This is a genomic window from Dokdonella koreensis DS-123 (assembly GCF_001632775.1).
GTDB lineage: Bacteria > Pseudomonadota > Gammaproteobacteria > Xanthomonadales > Rhodanobacteraceae > Dokdonella > Dokdonella koreensis.
Window position 1 is genome coordinate 1,489,847 of the sequence record NZ_CP015249.1, and the last position, 17,152, is coordinate 1,506,998.

10 protein-coding genes are annotated in these 17,152 nt (G+C 71.3%); 7 read left to right on the plus strand and 3 right to left on the minus strand.

Annotated features, from left to right (window positions below; all coding sequences use genetic code 11):
• Position 1 precedes the first annotated feature (1 nt).
• Positions 2-550, minus strand: a complete 549-nt coding sequence (locus I596_RS18705) for a YaeQ family protein (RefSeq protein ID WP_067645415.1) — start codon at positions 548-550, stop codon at positions 2-4.
• Positions 551-762: 212 nt separating this feature from the next.
• Between I596_RS18705 and I596_RS05835 the strand changes: the two genes are divergently transcribed.
• From I596_RS05835 to I596_RS05845, 3 genes are all read left to right on the plus strand, one after another.
• On the plus strand, positions 763-1,548 hold the full coding sequence (locus I596_RS05835; RefSeq protein ID WP_083965404.1) for an NADPH-dependent F420 reductase: 786 nt from the start codon (positions 763-765) through the stop codon (positions 1,546-1,548).
• A gap of 165 nt (positions 1,549-1,713) precedes the next feature.
• Positions 1,714-2,109: a hypothetical protein gene (locus tag I596_RS05840; protein WP_067645417.1), complete on the plus strand. Its 396-nt coding sequence runs from the start codon at positions 1,714-1,716 to the stop codon at positions 2,107-2,109.
• A gap of 373 nt (positions 2,110-2,482) precedes the next feature.
• On the plus strand, positions 2,483-4,375 hold the full coding sequence (locus tag I596_RS05845) for a patatin-like phospholipase family protein (protein WP_067645419.1): 1,893 nt from the start codon (positions 2,483-2,485) through the stop codon (positions 4,373-4,375).
• A gap of 31 nt (positions 4,376-4,406) precedes the next feature.
• On the opposite strand, the gene I596_RS05850 is transcribed toward I596_RS05845, so the two are convergent.
• Positions 4,407-4,664: a hypothetical protein gene (locus I596_RS05850; protein WP_067645420.1), complete on the minus strand. Its 258-nt coding sequence runs from the start codon at positions 4,662-4,664 to the stop codon at positions 4,407-4,409.
• Between the two features lie 414 nt (positions 4,665-5,078).
• Here I596_RS05850 and I596_RS05855 point away from each other — a divergent pair, with 414 nt between their 5' ends.
• On the plus strand, positions 5,079-5,660 hold the full coding sequence (locus I596_RS05855) for a hypothetical protein (RefSeq protein ID WP_150132042.1): 582 nt from the start codon (positions 5,079-5,081) through the stop codon (positions 5,658-5,660).
• 186 nt (positions 5,661-5,846) lie between these two features.
• Positions 5,847-7,370, plus strand: coding sequence for an FG-GAP and VCBS repeat-containing protein (locus tag I596_RS19190; protein ID WP_067645424.1), 1,524 nt, complete (start codon positions 5,847-5,849; stop codon positions 7,368-7,370).
• A gap of 433 nt (positions 7,371-7,803) precedes the next feature.
• Here I596_RS19190 and I596_RS05865 read toward each other — a convergent pair whose 3' ends face one another.
• The gene (locus I596_RS05865) at positions 7,804-8,409 is read right to left on the minus strand and encodes a nucleotidyltransferase family protein (protein WP_067645426.1); all 606 of its coding nucleotides are present in this window, start codon (positions 8,407-8,409) and stop codon (positions 7,804-7,806) included.
• Between I596_RS05865 and I596_RS18710 the strand changes: the two genes are divergently transcribed.
• Together I596_RS18710 and I596_RS05870 are read left to right on the plus strand one after the other, a co-directional pair.
• Positions 8,408-8,575: a hypothetical protein gene (locus I596_RS18710; protein WP_190278999.1), complete on the plus strand. Its 168-nt coding sequence runs from the start codon at positions 8,408-8,410 to the stop codon at positions 8,573-8,575. The genes I596_RS05865 and I596_RS18710 overlap by 2 nt on opposite strands.
• 202 nt (positions 8,576-8,777) lie before the next feature.
• Positions 8,778-17,105, plus strand: coding sequence for a DUF11 domain-containing protein (locus I596_RS05870; RefSeq protein ID WP_067645429.1), 8,328 nt, complete (start codon positions 8,778-8,780; stop codon positions 17,103-17,105).
• Positions 17,106-17,152: the final 47 nt, after the last annotated feature.

Consider the following 17,152-nt stretch of genomic DNA (forward strand, 5'->3'; position numbering starts at 1 on the left):
GTCAGGCGCGCGCGTCCAGCCGCCAGCGCGGCTCGATCGTCACCGAATGGCCGGCATTCATCAGCTGCAGGTGGTGGTCCTGGATCAGGCAGTTCAGGCGCATCGTGCGTTCGAGCAAGGCCGTCGTCGCCTCGACCTGGTCGGTCGGCAGGTCGACCACGCTGACGTTGCCGAGCCGGCCCAGCGCACCGCCGGTGCGGTCCCACCACGTAGCGCTGGCGCGCCCCTGGTAGTTGACCACCACCACCTGCTCGGCGCGGCCGCAGGCCTTGCGGATGCGCGCTTCGTCGGGTTGGCCCAGCTCGATCCACTGCGTGATGACCCCGGTCATCGCCTTGCTCCACAGGTCCGGCTCGGTGTCGGTGCTCAGGCCCTTGCCGAAGGCCAGGGAATCGCCGGCGAACAGCGAAAAGGCGAGCAGGCGCGCCATCAGCCGCTCCGGCGTTTCCGACGGGTGCTGGGCCAGGGTGAGCCCATGGGTGGCGTAGTAGTGGCGATCCATGTCGCTGATCTGCAGCTCGGCCTTGTAGACGGTCGCGTTCGGCGCCATGGGGGTTTCGTGCGGCAGCGGGGGCGGCATTGTAGGCCAAGCGCGGTCTTTCGCCCGGCGCCGGGTGGGCACGCGGGCGGAACGCAGCACGGTCTCCGGCGGTGGCCGGTGATAGGTTCGGACGGCCCACTGCGTCGGTATCGGTGCGGCCGCGGCTTCGCCGCCGTGGTGACGCGACGCGTTCACCCGCTCCAAGAGCCCGAGGATTGGACATGAGCACGCCCTTACGTCGTTCCGTTCCGAACCGTTCCATTCCGGCGCGGCGGCGCCTGCTGCGCGGCCTCGGCCTGGCTGTGCTGGCCCTCGCGGCCGTGCTGGGAGCCGGTGCCGCGGCGCAGGCCCAGGTGCCGTCCAAACCGGCGCCGCAGCGCATCGGCATCATCGGCACCGGCCAGATCGGTGGCGCCCTGGCGCGGCTGTGGGTGGCGGCCGGCCACGAGGTGCTGATCTCCTCGCGTCATCCCGCGCAACTCGAGTCGCTTGCCGCCGAGCTGGGCCCGAAGGCGCGGGTCGGCACGCCGCGCGAGGCCGCCCAATGGGGCGAGGTGGTGCTGATCTCGGTGCCCTACGGCGCCTTGCCGCAGGTCGGCCGCGACTATGCGAAGGAACTGGCCGGCAAGGTCGTGCTCGATACCGGCAATCCGTATCCCCAGCGCGATGGTGCGATGGCCGAGGAGGCGCGCCGCCGCGGGACCGGGGCTGCTTCCAAGGCGTACCTGCCGGGCGTGCGCCTGGTCCGTGCGTTCAACGCCATCTTCGCGCAGGACCTGGTGAGCGGTGCCTCTCGTCCGGGAGCGCGCATCGCGATCCCGCTGGCCGGCGACGACACCCAGGCACTGGCCGTGGCCGAACGCCTGGTCGTCGATGCCGGCTTCGATCCGGTGGTGGTCGGCGGCCTCGACAGCGCGCGCCGGTTCGACGTCGACACGCCGGTCTATACCGTCGTGCTGACCGCACGCGAGCTGCGCGCCAGGCTTGGACTGGCGCATCCGGAATAGGCCAGGCGCCGGGGCGCGCGGGTGCGCATGCGGCCCGCGACGACCCGGTGCGATCCGGCATCACGCGAAGGTGCGGCCCCGCGCGACGCACAGTGCGCCGCGCGGGGGCTCGGAACCGCCCCGCACTCCGGTTACCCTGGCGACTCCATCGCAACAGAGCGCGCCATGACCTTCGTCGTCGTATCGAGCCACGAACACGCAACCGGAAAGGACCTGCAGCAGCCCGGTGAATCGGTGGCGGTATTCGCCGCGAAAGCGCCGGCGCAGCAGCGCTACGCCGAGCGCCTCGCCGCCATCGCCGCCGCCGCGCAGACGCTGCGCGCCGAAGACGGCGAGGCGGGCAGCACCGGCTGGGCCGTGCTGCTGGAACTGCCGGTGCCGGCGGTCGACGTCGACGAGGCCTTGGAGACGCTGGAGATCATCATCGAGGAAACCGACGACGTCGCCGGCGAACTCGGTGACCTGGTGCTGGACTACAGCGGAACGGTCTATGCCGCCGGCGGCGATCGCCCGCTGGCGCGCGAGCAGGCGATCGACAACCTGCAGGCCTGGCTCACCTGAGGCTGCCGGATCTGCCTGCGGGCTCCGCGGCGAGCTGCCAGGTTCGCCGCCCCGGCGGCTTTCGCGATCGATTCGACGCACACAGGCGCCAGTCCGGGCCGTTGCCGACGACGGTTGCGCCGGCGCCGTGCGTCGGCGCCGCCTGGTCCCGCAGGCAGCGCCGCCGGGCCGGGCAGGGCCGCACTGGCCGCCCCGTTGCCGCGGATCCGGCCGGCGCCTTGCCATCCGTGCCGCCGCTTGCGCCGTGGGGAGGGCCGGGCCGGCGATTCCGCGCCGCCAGGAAGGCGCCGTGCCGGCGGGTGCGGCCTGTTGCAACTTTGTATAAAAGTCAGCGTATGATCGACGCTCGGTCGACTGCAAAGGGAGTGGCAGCATGAACGACGATCGCGTGCCGTCGTGGGAGGCCGTCGAAGCGGCCCGTCGCATTCTGGAAGAAGCGCTGGCGTCGGGAACGCCGCGCGCGCAGGCCGAGGCTCAGATCGCCTACGACCTGGCACACGACCGCTGGCGGTCCGCGGCCGTCGCCGCGCAAGCCGCGGCCGCTCCTCCCGACGCGCCGCGCCAGCTCGACGCCCAGGTCTATCCGTTCCCGAATCCCTCCGAGACCGCCACCGACGATGGCGGCCTGTTCCCGCTGCCGCCGGTCGGCGTGTGCCTGTCCGGCGGCGGCTCGCGCTCGGCAGCCGCGTCGATGGGTGCGCTGCGCGGCCTGCGCCAGCTCGGCCTGCTCGACAAGGTGACCTATCTGTCCACCGTTTCCGGCGGCGGCTGGGCCGGTACGGTCTACACCTACTGCCCCGATGCGATCAGCGACGACGAACTGCTCGGTCCGTTCGTCGCCGATCCGGCATCGCTGACCTGGGACTACACCGGCAACCGCGCCTTCGCTCTCGACCAGCTCAGTCCCTATGCAATCGGCAGCCTGTGCACGCGCATCGGCATCGCGCCGCTGATCGAGACGGTGGTGACGCTCTACGAGGACCAGCAGGTGCCGGTCAATGCGCTGTGGAACCGTGCCATCGGCCAACTGGTGCTGCAGCCGTTCGGCCTGGGCGACCAGCTCGCCGGCGGCGTACCGACGATGTACTACAGCTACACGCCGTGGTGGCGCGACAACGTCGTGCGCAAGTACAACCGCGGCCTGCCGGCCGATGCGTTCTATCTGGTGCAGATCGGCGCGGGCCGCACGCACCGGCCCTATCTGATCACCAATTCGACGTTCTTCTTCCCGCCGCCGGCCGACGCCGCCAAGGCGTTCCAGGGGCGCAGTGCGACGGTCGATCCGGCCGCCGACCCGTATCCGTTCGAGTCCACGCCGATCACCGTCGGCATGCCGCCGACGTTCCCGCGCGCGGGCCGGGACGGGCGCGACCTGGGCGGCGGCTATGTCGACCCGTTCGTCTTCGGCGCGACGGCGCCGACGGCACCGCCGGTCAACGGCCGCTTCACGGTGCCGGCGCCGCCGGCGCGCTATGCGCTCTCGGACATCGCCGGCACCAGCAGCTCGGCCTACGTGGACGTGCTGATCACGCGCTACTCCTCGACGTTCCCGTGGATCGAGGACCTGGATCCGACGTTCGCCTACTGGCCGGTCGCGGGTGCCGGAAGCGCGCGCGATACCGCCGTGCCGTACCTGTTCGGCGACGGCGGCATCATGGAGAACTCCGGCATCATGGCGCTGCTGCGGCGCCACGTGCCCAATGTGCTGTGCTTCGCCAACGTGCAGACGCCGATCGGCATCGACGGCTCGACCGTCATCGTCGACGACCTGCTGCCGCCGCTGTTCGGCTTCCTGCCGTACCAGGCGGGCGTGGGCTACCGGCCGCTCAGCGACGATCCGACCTCGCTCTATCGCTACAACCAGGTCTTCGACGCGGCCGCGTTCTGGCCGTTGATCGCCGGCCTGCGGCAGGCGGCCGCCGGCGGCGGGACGGCGATGTTCAAGCAGAAGCAACTGACCGTCCTGCCCAATGCGCGGTTCGGCATCGCCGGCGGCGACCGCGTCAATGTGCTTTGGATCTACAACAACCCGGTGCCGGCCTGGCAGTCGCGGCTGAGCGAGTACGTGCGCATCGGCATGGACCTGGAATGGTGGAAGTTCGACGACTTCCCGAACTACCAGACCGTCGACCAGCTCAATCTCGACGCACGCCAGGTCAACCTGCTTGCGCATCTGTCCGCCTGGAACGTCACCGACGGTACCTCGTTCGGCGGCAGGCCGAGTAACCGCAGCCAGGTGCTCGACATGTTCTCCGGGGGCACCTGAGCCGCCCGCCGCGGTCGTTGCCGTGCCGGGCTCAGCCGTTCAGCAGGACGATCTCGTTCTCGGCCATGTCCAGCGCCACGCGGCCGCCGTGGTCCCGGGCGAAATCCAGCAGCGCATCCATCGTCGACAGCGTCACCATCGGATGGCCGGCGATGCGCATCGGCAGCGACCGGCCGGCGCGGCGCGGGTTGGGCGCGACCGGTTGAAACGTGAAACCCAGTCCGGCGAGCCGCTCGATCTCCTCGCGGCTGTCGTAGAAGAGCTTCGTGGTACTGACCGCAAACTTCAAACTGCACTTCCTCGAACGCGTGCTGTGCGGCGCGATCCGTGCGCGCGATCGGCACGGATGAACGGCGAGCGGCGCGAATGCTAGGAAAGATGCCCACGGCGAACTGACGGTCCGATCACGTTGCAGGTAGCCTTGTGGACAATGACACAGTTGTTGACGATGCAACGGGTGCACCACCCGCCAACTGCTCCGCTTCGTCGTCGAACGTGAAGGGGTTTCTCCTTCGGGATCGCCGCGGCGCCCGGTGGCCGGCTCGAGGCAAGGGCGCATCGCCCGCGCGACGGCGTCGGACCGACGGCGTGCGCGCTGCTGCCGCGCGTGCCGATGCCAGATCCTTTTCCGTGGCGTGACCGCTACCCAGCGCGCGGCTTTGGTTCTATCGTCGCTGCCTCCCCGGTGTCGCGGATGCCGCAGATGATCCCGTCGGACGTTTTCTATCGTGCCTTCGACGACGGCCTGGCCTCGGCCGGGCCGCTGCCCGGCCTGCAGCGCAGGCGCGGCAAGGCATCCAGGTACGTGCTGGCCACGCCTGCCGGCCCGATCGACTTCTGGTTCAAGGTCAATCCCAAGGCTTCGGCGATCCCGCACCAGCCCGGCGAGTTCTGGCCGGTCATCGAGACGGCCGGCTTGCGCCGCGACGCGCAGGACGACGGCACGATCTCCTGGTACCAGTACGCGGACGCGCCGATGATCGAGGCCTTCCGCGAGCAGCAGGAGCGGGTGCACGCCAACGTCGCCGCGCAGACGGTGTTCGAGCACGCGATCTGGCGAGACCAGCGTGACATCAGCCTGCGCACGATGCGCGGCTTCGTCGACCTCGGCTTTCGCCCGGCCTGGCCGCATACCGCGCTGTACTACCTCGATGATGGCGACGCCGCGGCCTGGGGCGCCGTGATCGGCCGGCAGCTGCCGGCGTGGATCGCGCGCTTCTGCGCGCAGCCGGAAACCCTGGAAGGCCATATGTGGCGCCTGCATTGGTCGGCACCGCCGGCATGACGGCAGCCACTCCGCGGCCGCCGGCCCTGGGCTGACGCGCCGGCCCGGGCAGCGCCTGCGATCGATCGCCCGCAGAAGGCCGCGCACGCAGCGAAGTGCGGCGGGCACGCCCGCGATGGGGGCCTGGCCCCTGGCCGGCCGCTTTGCCGTGGAGGAGAGGGTATCCCCTGCGCGAGAGCTTCTTCCATGACGATCGATGTCCTGCCCGGCGGCGTTCGCGCCGGCCGTATCGCGCTGTGGCTGGTCATCGCCCTGGCGGCCGGTCCGGCGCCGGCGGCCGACCAGCTCGGCACCCATCGCAACATCCTGTTGCGCAATCCGTATCCCGAGGCGGCCAACGGCCAGTTCGGGCGCGGCATCGCCGGCGGCGACTTCGACGGCGACGGCATCGACGATCTGGCGGTCTCCGAGAACGGCAGCACGCGTCTGCGGATCGCGTACGGGACGGCCTGGAGCCTGGCGACCGCTGCCCCGGTGATTCCGTTCCTGCCGGTGACGATCACGCTGCCGGCCCACTCCTACACGATGACGGCCGGTGACTTCGACGACGACGGCCGCGACGAGCTGGCCGTGGCGAATCCGCAGCGGAACATCGGCGGAGCGCCGGGCGTCGGGAGCGTCTACATCATGAAGCGCGGCAGCAACGGCATCTGGTCGGTCCAGACCGAGATCCGTGCCGGCGGCGTGTTTCCCGGCAGCGGGCTGCAGAACGCCAATCTCGGCAATGCGCTGGCCAGCGGCGACTTCGACGACGACGGCTATGCGGACCTGGCGATCGGCATCCGCGGCCAACTGGTCCAGGGGCAGGAGGACGCCGGTGCGGTGATGGTGGTCTACGGCAGTGCCGGCGGCCTCGCCCCGCCGCGCGCCCGCATCTTCGATCGCAGCAACGACGGACTCAGTTTCACGCCGCGCGCGACCGACCGGTTCGGCTGGGCCGTGACGGCCGGCGATTTCAACGGCGACGGCTACGACGAGCTGGCCGTCGGTGTGCGCGGCGCCACCTGTCCCAACGGCACCGACCGCGCCGGCGCCGTCATCGTGCTCGCCGGCAGCGCGACCGGCATCGTCACCACCGGCACCCACATCTGGCGCCCGGGCGTGCTGGGCGTCGCCGGCAGCTGCACATCCGGACAGACCTTCGGCAGCGCCCTGGCCGCCGGCCGCTTCGACGACACCCACCAGGGCCTGGCGATCGGCGCGCCGGGCGCCCAGGGCGGCGCCGTCCACGTGCTGTACGGCTCCGACGACGGCCTGACGGCGGTGAACAATCAGCGCCTGGTGCCGCCGGCCGTGCCCGGCATCGACAGCAGCGACGGCCACTTCGGCGAAACCCTGGCCGCCGGCACGCTGGCGTACCGCTGCGAGTTCATCTTCTGCCTGCCGCAGAGCCTGGCGATCGGCGCGCCGATGACCGCGGTGGACGGCGTCGAGAGGGCCGGCGCGGTCTGGATCGTGACGCCCCGGATGCTGCTCGGGCCGCTGGATCCGGGCACGCTGCGCGCGATCCTGCCCAAGGCGCCGCTGCGCATCGGCAGCCCGCGTGCGAACGACCAGTTCGGCAACGCACTGGCGATCGGCGACTTCAACGACGACAGCCGCCGCGACCTGGCGATCGGCACCTATCTCTACGACGACGCGGACGCCGACGCGGGAGCGGTGCAGCTGCTCTACCAGGGCGACTACCTGTTCGTCGATCCGTTCGAGTAGCCCGCCCGGCCGGCCGCGGCGCTCGCCACGTCCGGTGCGCCGACTAGGGCGTGTCATCAATCCCTCGGTAGGCCGCGCCGTTCTTGCGTGCGTCCGGGCCAAGGAAGAGGGAGGAAGTGGACGTGGGTCCACGCCCGAGCGATGACGCAGTCCCGGGCGCACGCAAGAGCGGCCCTACGGGTTGGCCCTGGAAAGCCGCCAGCGTGCGTTGCGCGGCTTGACCTGACGGCCAGTCAGGCGCGGCGCCACACACCACCCCCTGACGACTTTCCAGAGCCAACGCGACCTGCCGGGGGATTGATGACACGCCCTAGGGCGGCGCGCCCGCCACCGCGTCATCGCCCGGGCGGGGAGCGACCTCCACGTCCTCGCGCTTTCTCGTCCCGAGCGCGCGCAAGAGCGGTGCGGCCTGCTGGCAGCGTGATGACGCGCCCTACGGCGCCGCCGGCGGGTCCGGCTGCCAGGGAACGATCGGCAGCAGCGGCCAGCGCTCGCGCCAGCGAGCCACCTTTCGCGCATAGATCGCCTCGGTGACCTGGACGCGGTTGGGGCGGACGATGGGGCGCAGCAGGTCGTCCAGGCCGAACGGGGCGAGCGTCTCGATCCGCCCGTCGTGCGCGCGGACGCCCACCGCCGCGGCGGTCGTCGGGAAGGTGGCGATCGCCTCGGCGCAGCACCTGTAGGGCGGTATGGCGTAGCCGAATCGCGCGGCGTACCACAGGTGCACCCGGGCCTGGTTCTTCACGTCGATCCGGACCGGCACCTCGTCGAACGCGGCCCGCACCCGGCCGGCCTGGGCGGCCTCGCCCGCTTCGGACAGGTCTTCCCCGTCGAAGTAGACCAGGTCCAGGTCGGCGATGCCGTGCGTGGGCGGAAGGCCGAAGATCCGGTTCCACCAGACCTGCGCGAGGGTACTGCCGGACAGCCAGGCATCCGGCAGGGCGATGCGGGGCCAGCGCCGCAGCAGGGGACCGGTCAGCGGGTGGTCCCACAGCGTGCACTCGAACGCATGGCGGCTGTGCCGATCCGGAGCCTGCATGCGCTACAGGATCGGCCGCCGCGCCGTGGCCGGCAAGCCGGGCGTGCAGCCGGTGCGCGGCGCCGCCGTGACGATCCCCGGGCGGCCGCGGGTTGTGCGGATTGGTGCGTATCCGTGCGTAAGGTTGATGCACGTCACATTTGCGCGCTACTATTTTGTGAAGTAGTTATCGTTCCGGCTGTCCTTCGGAATCCCCTGTCCGTACCCGGAAGAAGGCCCGCGCCAAGCGCGCGGCGCCTTCTCGTGGGCGCGTACGGCAGGTTCCGGGGAGGGGCGGTGCCGCAACGGGCGCTCGGCGCCCCGGGTTGCAGGGGCGGTGACGGCGAGGGGACACCAGACCATTCGGCTTGCTTTTAAGGGGGGCAGCCATGAGCGTGCGTTCGCGTTGGGTTCTTCGGGCGTGTCTGTGGGGCGCCGTCGGCGCACTGGGTGGGGCGAGCGGTACGGCACTGGCATCCGGTGCCACCACCGACCGCGAGGTCAACGCAAGTGGTGGCGCGGCTGGCGACGGCAGCGACGGCCTGCGCCTGTGGTGGGGCAGCAACAGCCAGTTCCAGGCGCGCATCGCCGGGCAGGATCAGGTCTACAACACCGGCGCCCGCCCGACCAGTGCGGCGAATACGGCCGGCCGCCTGTACAACAGCGTCTATCTGCGCGTGGACCGCGGCACCAACGGCACCACGCGGATCTACACCAACGACAACAACGCGGCCGGCAACCCGTTCCTGGTCTTCACCCAGGTGTCGCAGACCACGCTGGGCGGCGCCGGCACGGCCGCCTCGCCGTGGCAGGTGACCACGGTGCTGCGTCCTTCCAACGCGGCGGACACCGGCATCACGGTCACCCTCGTCGACAGCTACATCCGCCCGCAGGCCTGGTTCACGCGGCGCGTGACGCTGAGCGGCATGCCCGCCAGCGGTGCGGCGATCCGGCTCTACCAGAACATCGACACCTACCTGCAGGGCGGTGACGCCGGCCCGGGCTTCGTGCGGACCTCGCCCAGCAACACCACCGGCACGCCGGACTTCGTCGGCGTGACCAAGGGCTCCCAGATCGAGGCGCTCTGGCACGAACCCTCGTCGGGCACCCCGATCTGGGACCGCTACTTCACCGGCAACTACGACCAGCCCAAATGGCTGATCTGCAACGGCACGGCCGGGTCGAGCAATCCGTGTACGAGCAACACGGGCAACCTCAACGACACCGTCGATGCCAACGCCAGCACCGACAACGGCATGGCGGCGCAATGGAACGTACCGGCCGGCGCGGCCACGTTCACCGCCGAGTACCGCATCACCTTCGCGACCAGCGCGGTCGACCTGACCAAGCAGTTCGCGCCGGCCGTGATCGCGCCCGGCGGCGTGTCCACGCTGACCTTCACGCTGACCAACCGGACGACCAATGCCGTCGCCGGCATCAACCTGCTCGACACGCTGCCGAGCGGCGTCACCGTGGCTCCCACGCCCAACATCCGCACGAGCTGTCCGACCGGCGGTGCGCTGGGTACCGCGATGCCGTCCGGCATGACCGTCACCGCGGCGGCCGGCAGCGGCACGATCCAGGTCGCCGGCGGCCGGATCAACGGGGCCGCCGTCGGTAGCCAGCTGGCCTGCCAGGTCGCCGTCAACGTCACCGCCAGCACGCTCGGCGTCTACCACAACGCCAACGCCAACATTTCCAACACCAACAACCTCGTGAACCTCGTCGGTGACGAGACGCTGACGGTGACGCTGCCGCAGCTGACCGCCGGCAAGTCGGTCGTCGGCACGCTGGTGGCCGGCCAGACCGGCGCTGCCGCCGACGCGTACTACGCGATCGGCTTCACCAACAGCGGCGGCCAGCCGACCAGCGGCGCGATCACGCTCAGCGACACGCTGCCGGCCGGCATGACGGCGGTGGCCGTCTCCAGCGCCAACGGCACCGTCAGTTGTCCCGGCCTGCCGGTCACCAGCACGTTGAGCTGCACCTTCACGCCGACGGCGCCGCTGGCGCCCGGCGCTTCGGCATCGATCCGCGTCAACGTCGCGGTGGCCGCCTCGGCCTCCGGCACGGCGACCAACCGGGTGGGCGTGGCCGGCGGCGGCGATCCCGATCCGCTGCCCGACTGCGCCGCCTCGGCCAGCCCGCAGTGCGCGACCAGCACCACTCCGGTCACGACGCAGGCGGACCTGGCCGTCGTCAAGACCGGCCCGACCACGGTGCTGGCCGGCCAGAACGTCAGCTATACGCTGGCAGTGAGCAACGCCGGACCGTCGGATGCACAGGCCGTGGTGCTGGCCGATCCGACGCCGGCCGGCCTGACCTTCGTGTCGGCCACGGCGCCGTGCGCGAGCGGCTTCCCGTGCACGCTCGGTACGGTCGCAGCCGGCGACGGCCTCACGGTCACGGTGACCTTTGCGGTGCCGCCAGGCCACGCCGGCGGGCCGATCACCAATACCGCGACCGTCACCACGAGCACGACCGACCCGACGCCCGGCAACAACGCCTCCACCGCCACCACGACGGTCGGCACCAGCGCGGACCTGACCGTGGTCAAGACCGGCCCGGCATCGGTGACGGCGGGGCAGTCGCTCACCTACACGCTGCTGGTCACCAGCGCCGGTCCCTCCACTGCCCAGGGCGTGAGCCTGGCTGATCCGACGCCGGCCGGCCTGACCTTCGTGTCGGCCAGTGCGCCGTGCGCGGGTGGCTTCCCGTGTGCACTCGGTGCCGTGGCGCCGGGCGCGTCGATTCCGGTGACGGTGACGTTCACCGTGCCGGCGAGCTATGCCGGTACGCAGGTCGTCAATACCGCGACCGTGTCCTCCGCGACCAGCGATCCCGATCCCGCCGGCAACAGCAGCAGCGCGACCACGACGATCGCCGCCGGCGCCGACCTGACCGTGATCAAGACCGGCCCGGCGTCGGCGACGCCGGGCGACACCCTCACCTATACGCTCGCGGTCGGCAATGCCGGTCCCTCCGATGCGCAGGCGGTCGTGCTGAACGACCCGGCGCCGGCCGGCCTGACCTTCGTATCGGCCAGCGCGCCCTGCGCGAGCGGCTTCCCCTGCGCGCTCGGCACGATCGCCGCCGGTGCCAACCGCTCGGTGACGGTCACGTTCGCGGTGCCGGCCGGCCACAGCGGCAGCATCGTCAACACGGCCTCGGTCTCGTCCTCGACCACCGATCCGGATCCGTCCGGCAACAGCAGCACGGTCACCACGCCGACCGTCGCCAGCGCCGACATCGCCGTGACCAAGACGGTCGACGAGGATGCGCCCAACGTCGGTGAACCGGTCCTGTTCACGATCACCGCGCAGAATCTCGGCCCCAGCGACGCCACCGGCGTCGTCCTCACGGATGCGCTGCCCGCCGGGCTGTCGTTCGTTTCAGCCGCGGCCGGTCAGGGCAGCTACGACGCCGGTACCGGCGTATGGACCGTCGGTGCGCTCGCCGCCGGCGACGCCACCACACTGCAGATCGCCGCCACGGTCACCGCGACCGGCACGATCACCAATACCGCCACGCGTACGGCCGCCGACCAGACCGATCCCAACCCGGCCAACAACAGTGCCGCGGCGACGATCAACGGCCAGCCGTCGGCCGACATCCAGGTCAACAAGACCGTCGACGACGCCACGCCCAACCTCGGCGCGCCCGCGGTCTTCACGGTCAGCGTGCACAACGCCGGCCCGAACGACGCCACCGGCGTCGTCGTCACCGACCTCCTGCCGGCCGGCCTGGCCTTCCAGTCCGCGACGCCGTCGCAGGGCAGCTACAACACCGTCACCGGCGTCTGGATGATGGGCACGGTCGCTGCCGGCGCCACGACGACGCTGACCGTCACCGCCCTGGTGCAGACCACCACCGCGGTCACCAATCTGGCGACCAAGACCGCCCAGAACGAACACGATCCCAACCCGGCCAACGACCAGTCCGGCGTGGTCGTCAACGGCCAGGCGGCGGACATCCAGGTCATCAAGGTCGTCGACGAGACGGAGCCGACCGTCGGCGACATCGTGACGTTCACGGTCACCGCCAGCAACAACGGCCCCAGCGCCGCCACCGGCGTGATCGTGACCGACCTGCTGCCGGCCGGCCTGGACTTCGTCGATGCGACGCCGTCGCAGGGCACCTACGACAGCGGCACGGGCGTGTGGACGATCGGCACCCTGGCCATCGCCGGTCCTGCGGCGACGGCGACGCTGACGATCCGGGCGACCGTCACCCAGGACGGCACCCTGGTCAACACGGCCACCCGCACCGCCAGCGACCGGACCGACACCAACCCCGGCAACGACAGCGCGAGCGCGACGGTGGTCGCCTCGGCGAGCGCGAACCTGAGCGTGGTCAAGACCGGCCCTGCGTCGGCGACACCCGGGCAGAACGTCAGCTACACGCTGGCGGTCAGCAACGGCGGTCCGTCCGACGCGCAAGCCGTGGTGTTGAATGACTCGACGCCGGCCGGCCTGACGTTCGTCTCCGCCAGCGCACCGTGCGCCGGCGGCTTCCCGTGCACGCTCGGCACCGTCGCCGCCAGTGGTACCGTCTCGGTCACGGTGACCTTTGCGGTACCGGCCAGCCACAGCGGCAGCATCGTCAACACCGCCTCGGTCTCGTCCTCGACGACCGATCCGGACCCGTCCGGCAACAGCAGCACGGTGACCACGCCGCTAGCGGCCAGCGCCGACCTGAGCGTGCTCAAGACCGGTCCTGCGTCGGCGACGCCGGGGCAGAACGTCAGCTACACGCTGGCCGTCACCAACGCCGGTCCGTCTGATGCACAGGCCGTCGTGCTGAACGATCCGACGCCGGCCGGTCTCACGTTCGTTTCGGCCAGCGCACCGTGCGCCGGCGGCTTCCCGTGCGCGCTCGGCACTGTCGCCGCGGGTGGCGGCGTGTCCATCACCGTTACCTTCGCGGTGCCGGCCAGCCACAGCGGTAGCATCGTCAACACCGCCTCGGTCTCGTCCTCGACCACCGATCCGGATCCGTCCGGCAACAGCAGCACGGTGACCACGCCGGTAACGGCCAGCGCCGACCTGAGCGTGCTCAAGACCGGTCCTGCGTCGGCGACGCCGGGGCAGAACGTCAGCTACACGCTGGCGGTCAGCAACGGCGGTCCGTCCGACGCGCAAGCCGTCGTGCTGAGCGATCCGACGCCGGCCGGTCTCACGTTCGTTTCGGCCAGCGCACCGTGCGCCGGCGGCTTCCCGTGCGCGCTCGGCACTGTCGCCGCGGGTGGCGGCGTGTCCGTCACCGTGACCTTCGCAGTGCCGGCCAGCCACAGCGGCAGCATCGTCAACACGGCGACGGTCTCGTCGTCGACGACCGATCCGGACCCGTCCGGCAACAGCAGCACGGTGACCACGCCGGTCGCGGCCAGCGCCAACCTGAGCGTGGTCAAGACCGGTCCTGCGTCGGCGACGCCGGGACAGAACGTCAGCTACACGCTGGCGGTCAGCAACGGCGGTCCGTCCGACGCGCAAGCCGTGGTGTTGAATGATTCGACGCCGGCCGGCCTGACGTTCGTCTCGGCCAGCGCGCCGTGCGCGGGCGGCTTCCCGTGCACGCTCGGCACCGTCGCCGTGGATGCCACCGTATCGGTGACGGTCACGTTCGCGATCCCGGCCGGCCACAGCGGCAGCATCGTCAATACGGCGACGGTCTCGTCGTCGACGACCGATCCGGACCCGTCCGGCAACAGCAGCACGGTGACCACCCCGGTCGGTGCCAGCGCCGATCTGGCCGTGGTCAAGACCGGCCCGGCGGCGGCGACGCCGGGGCAGAACGTCAGCTACACGCTGGCGGTCAGCAATGCCGGCCCGTCCGACGCACAGGCGGTCGTGCTGAACGATCCGACGCCGGCCGGCCTGACGTTCGTCTCGGCCAGCGCGCCGTGCGCCGGCGGCTTCCCGTGCACGCTCGGCACCGTCGCTGCGGGCAGCGGCGTCACCGTCACCGTGAGCTTGGCGGTGCCGGCCGGCTACAGCGGCAGCATCGTCAATACCGCGACGGTCTCGTCGTCGACCGACGATCCGGACCCGTCCGGCAACAGCAGCACGGTCACCACGCCGACGATCGCGAGCGCCGACATCGCGATCGCCAAGACGGTCGACGACGCGGCGCCGCATGTCGGCGAGACGGTGGTGTTCACGGTCACCGCGTCGAACCTCGGACCGAGCGACGCCACCGGCATCGAGGTCACCGACGCGCTGCCGTCCGGGCTGGCGTTCGATTCCGCGGTCGCGACGCAAGGTCTCTACGATGCCGGTACCGGCGTGTGGAGCGCCGGTGCGCTGGCGGTCGGCGGCGAGGCGACGCTGACGATCACCGCTGTCGTCACTGCGACCGGCGAGATCGTCAATACCGCCACGCGCACGGCCGCCGACCAGACCGACCCGAATCCGGCCAACAACAGTGCCGCGGCCGCGATCAACGGCCTGCCCTCGGCCGACATCCAGGTGCGCAAGACGGTCGACAACGCCGCGCCCAACCTGGGGACGGCGGTGGTGTTCACGATCGGCGTCCGCAACGCCGGCCCGAACGACGCTACCGGCGTCGCCGTCACCGACGCGCTGCCGGCCGGTCTCGACTTCGTGTCGGCCCAGGCCTCGCAGGGCAGCTACGACAGTGCCAGCGGGGTGTGGACCATCGGCGCGATCGCCAATGGCGACGAACCGACGCTCGCGATCACGGCCCTGGTGCAGACCACCGATGCGGTGACCAATACCGCGATCAAGACCGCCCAGGTCGAGAACGACCCCAATCCGGCCAACGACCAGGCCGGTGTCGTCGTCAACGGCCAGGCCGCCGACATCCAGCTCGTCAAGGTCGTCGATCGCGCCGATCCGCGCGTCGGCGACACGGTGACCTTCACCGTCACCGCCACCAACAACGGCCCGAGCGCGGCCAGCGGCGTGGTCGTGACCGACCTGCTGCCCGCCGGCCTGCAGTTCGTCGACGCCGAGACCTCGCAGGGCACGTATGACGCGGGTACCGGTGCGTGGGCGGTCGGCGCGCTGTCGATTGCCGGCAAGGCGGCGATGGCGACGCTGACGATCGGGGCCACCGTCACCCAGGACGGCACCCTGGTCAACACGGCCACCCGCACGGCCGGCGACCAGACCGATCCGAACCCGGCCAACGACAGCGCCAGCGCCACGGTGAAGGCCGGGGCGAGCGCCGACCTGCGCCTGGTGAAGACTGGCCCGGCCGTTGCCACCGCCGGCCAGAACGTGACCTACACGCTGGCCGTCAGCAATGCCGGACCCAGCGCGGCCGGGAACGTGATGCTCGACGATCCGGCCCCGGCCGGCCTGACGTTCGTCTCGGCCAGTGCGCCGTGCGCCGGCGGCTTCCCGTGTGCGCTCGGCACGCTGGCGACCGGTGGCACCGTCGACGTGACGGTGACCTTCGCCGTGCCGCCGGATTTCAGCGCGGCGCAGATCGTCAACGTCGCCACCGCGACCGCCAGCACGTTCGATCCGGACGCCGGCAACAACACCGGCACGGCGACCACCGGCATCGGCGCGGCGGCGGACCTCGCCGTCGTCAAGTCCGGTCCCGCCGCCGCGACGCCGGGCCAGCCGCTGGCGTATGTGATCGAAGTGACCAACAGCGGTCCGTCCGACGCGGTCAACGTCGTGCTGACCGATCCGACGCCGCCGGGGCTGGTCTTCGTCGCGGCCAGCGCGCCGTGCCAGGGCGGCTTCCCGTGCGCGCTCGGGACGATGATCGTCGGCGGAACGACCTTCATCAACGTCACGCTGGCGGTACCGGCCGACTATCAGGGGCCGAACCCGATCCTCAACACGGCCACCGTCGGTTCGGACACGCCGGACCCCGATTCGTCCAACAACAGCGCGACGGCCGCCGCCGGCATCGGTGCGATCGCGGACCTGGCAATCGTCAAGACCGGTCCGGCCGCGGTCCGCCCCGGCCAGAACGTCAGCTACGCGTTGCGCATCGAGAACGCCGGACCTTCGGCCGCGGTGGACGTCGTCGTCGACGATCCCACGCCGGCCGGGCTGACCCTGGTTTCGGTCGGCGCGCCGTGCAGCGGCGGCTTCCCGTGTGCGCTCGGCACGCTGCCTCCGGCGACGCCGGTGACGGTCGAGGTGGTGTTCGCGGTGCCGGCGGACTACGCCGCCGCCACCATCGTCAACACGGCGACCGTGCGCAGCGCGACACCCGATGCCGACCCGTCCGACAACGCCAGCAGCGCGACCACGGCCGTCGATGCGCTGGTGGCCGACATCGCCGTCAGCAAGACCGGTCCGGCGACCGCCGTCGCCGGCCGCACCGTGGCGTACACGATCGTCGTCCGCAACGGAGGGCCGGATGCCGCCGCCGACGTCGTGCTGGACGATCCCACGCCGGCCGGGCTGAGTTTCCTCTCGGCCAGCGCGCCCTGCGCGAGCGGCTTCCCGTGCGCGCTCGGCAGTCTCGCGCCGAACGCGGTGGTCACCATCACCACGCAGTACGTCGTGGCGGCCGACCACGGTGCCGGCCAGATCGTCAACATCGCCACGGCCACCTCCACCACGCCCGATCCGACGCCGGTGAACAATGCCGCCACGGCGGCCACCGCGGTGACCGGACAGCCGGCGGCCGAGGCCGTGCCGGTGCCGGCCACCTCGCGTTGGATGCTGCTGCTGGCCGCGCTGGCGCTGGTGATGCTCGCCGGCCTGCGCATCGGCCGGCGCCAGTAACCGGGAATCGGCGGCGCGCGTCCCGGTGACGCGCGCCGCCCGATCCG

What these genes read in the sequence shown, in the direction of transcription:
- I596_RS18705 (WP_067645415.1), bottom strand. Translation starts at nt 550, where the DNA reads ATGGCGCCGAACGCGACCGTCTACAAGGCCGAGCTGCAGATCAGCGAC.
- I596_RS05835 (WP_083965404.1), top strand. Translation starts at nt 763, where the DNA reads ATGAGCACGCCCTTACGTCGTTCCGTTCCGAACCGTTCCATTCCGGCG.
- I596_RS05840 (WP_067645417.1), top strand. Translation starts at nt 1,714, where the DNA reads ATGACCTTCGTCGTCGTATCGAGCCACGAACACGCAACCGGAAAGGAC.
- I596_RS05845 (WP_067645419.1), top strand. Translation starts at nt 2,483, where the DNA reads ATGAACGACGATCGCGTGCCGTCGTGGGAGGCCGTCGAAGCGGCCCGT.
- I596_RS05855 (WP_150132042.1), top strand. Translation starts at nt 5,079, where the DNA reads ATGATCCCGTCGGACGTTTTCTATCGTGCCTTCGACGACGGCCTGGCC.
- I596_RS19190 (WP_067645424.1), top strand. Translation starts at nt 5,847, where the DNA reads ATGACGATCGATGTCCTGCCCGGCGGCGTTCGCGCCGGCCGTATCGCG.
- I596_RS18710 (WP_190278999.1), top strand. Translation starts at nt 8,408, where the DNA reads ATGCGCTACAGGATCGGCCGCCGCGCCGTGGCCGGCAAGCCGGGCGTG.
- I596_RS05865 (WP_067645426.1), bottom strand. Translation starts at nt 8,409, where the DNA reads ATGCAGGCTCCGGATCGGCACAGCCGCCATGCGTTCGAGTGCACGCTG.
- I596_RS05870 (WP_067645429.1), top strand. Translation starts at nt 8,778, where the DNA reads ATGAGCGTGCGTTCGCGTTGGGTTCTTCGGGCGTGTCTGTGGGGCGCC.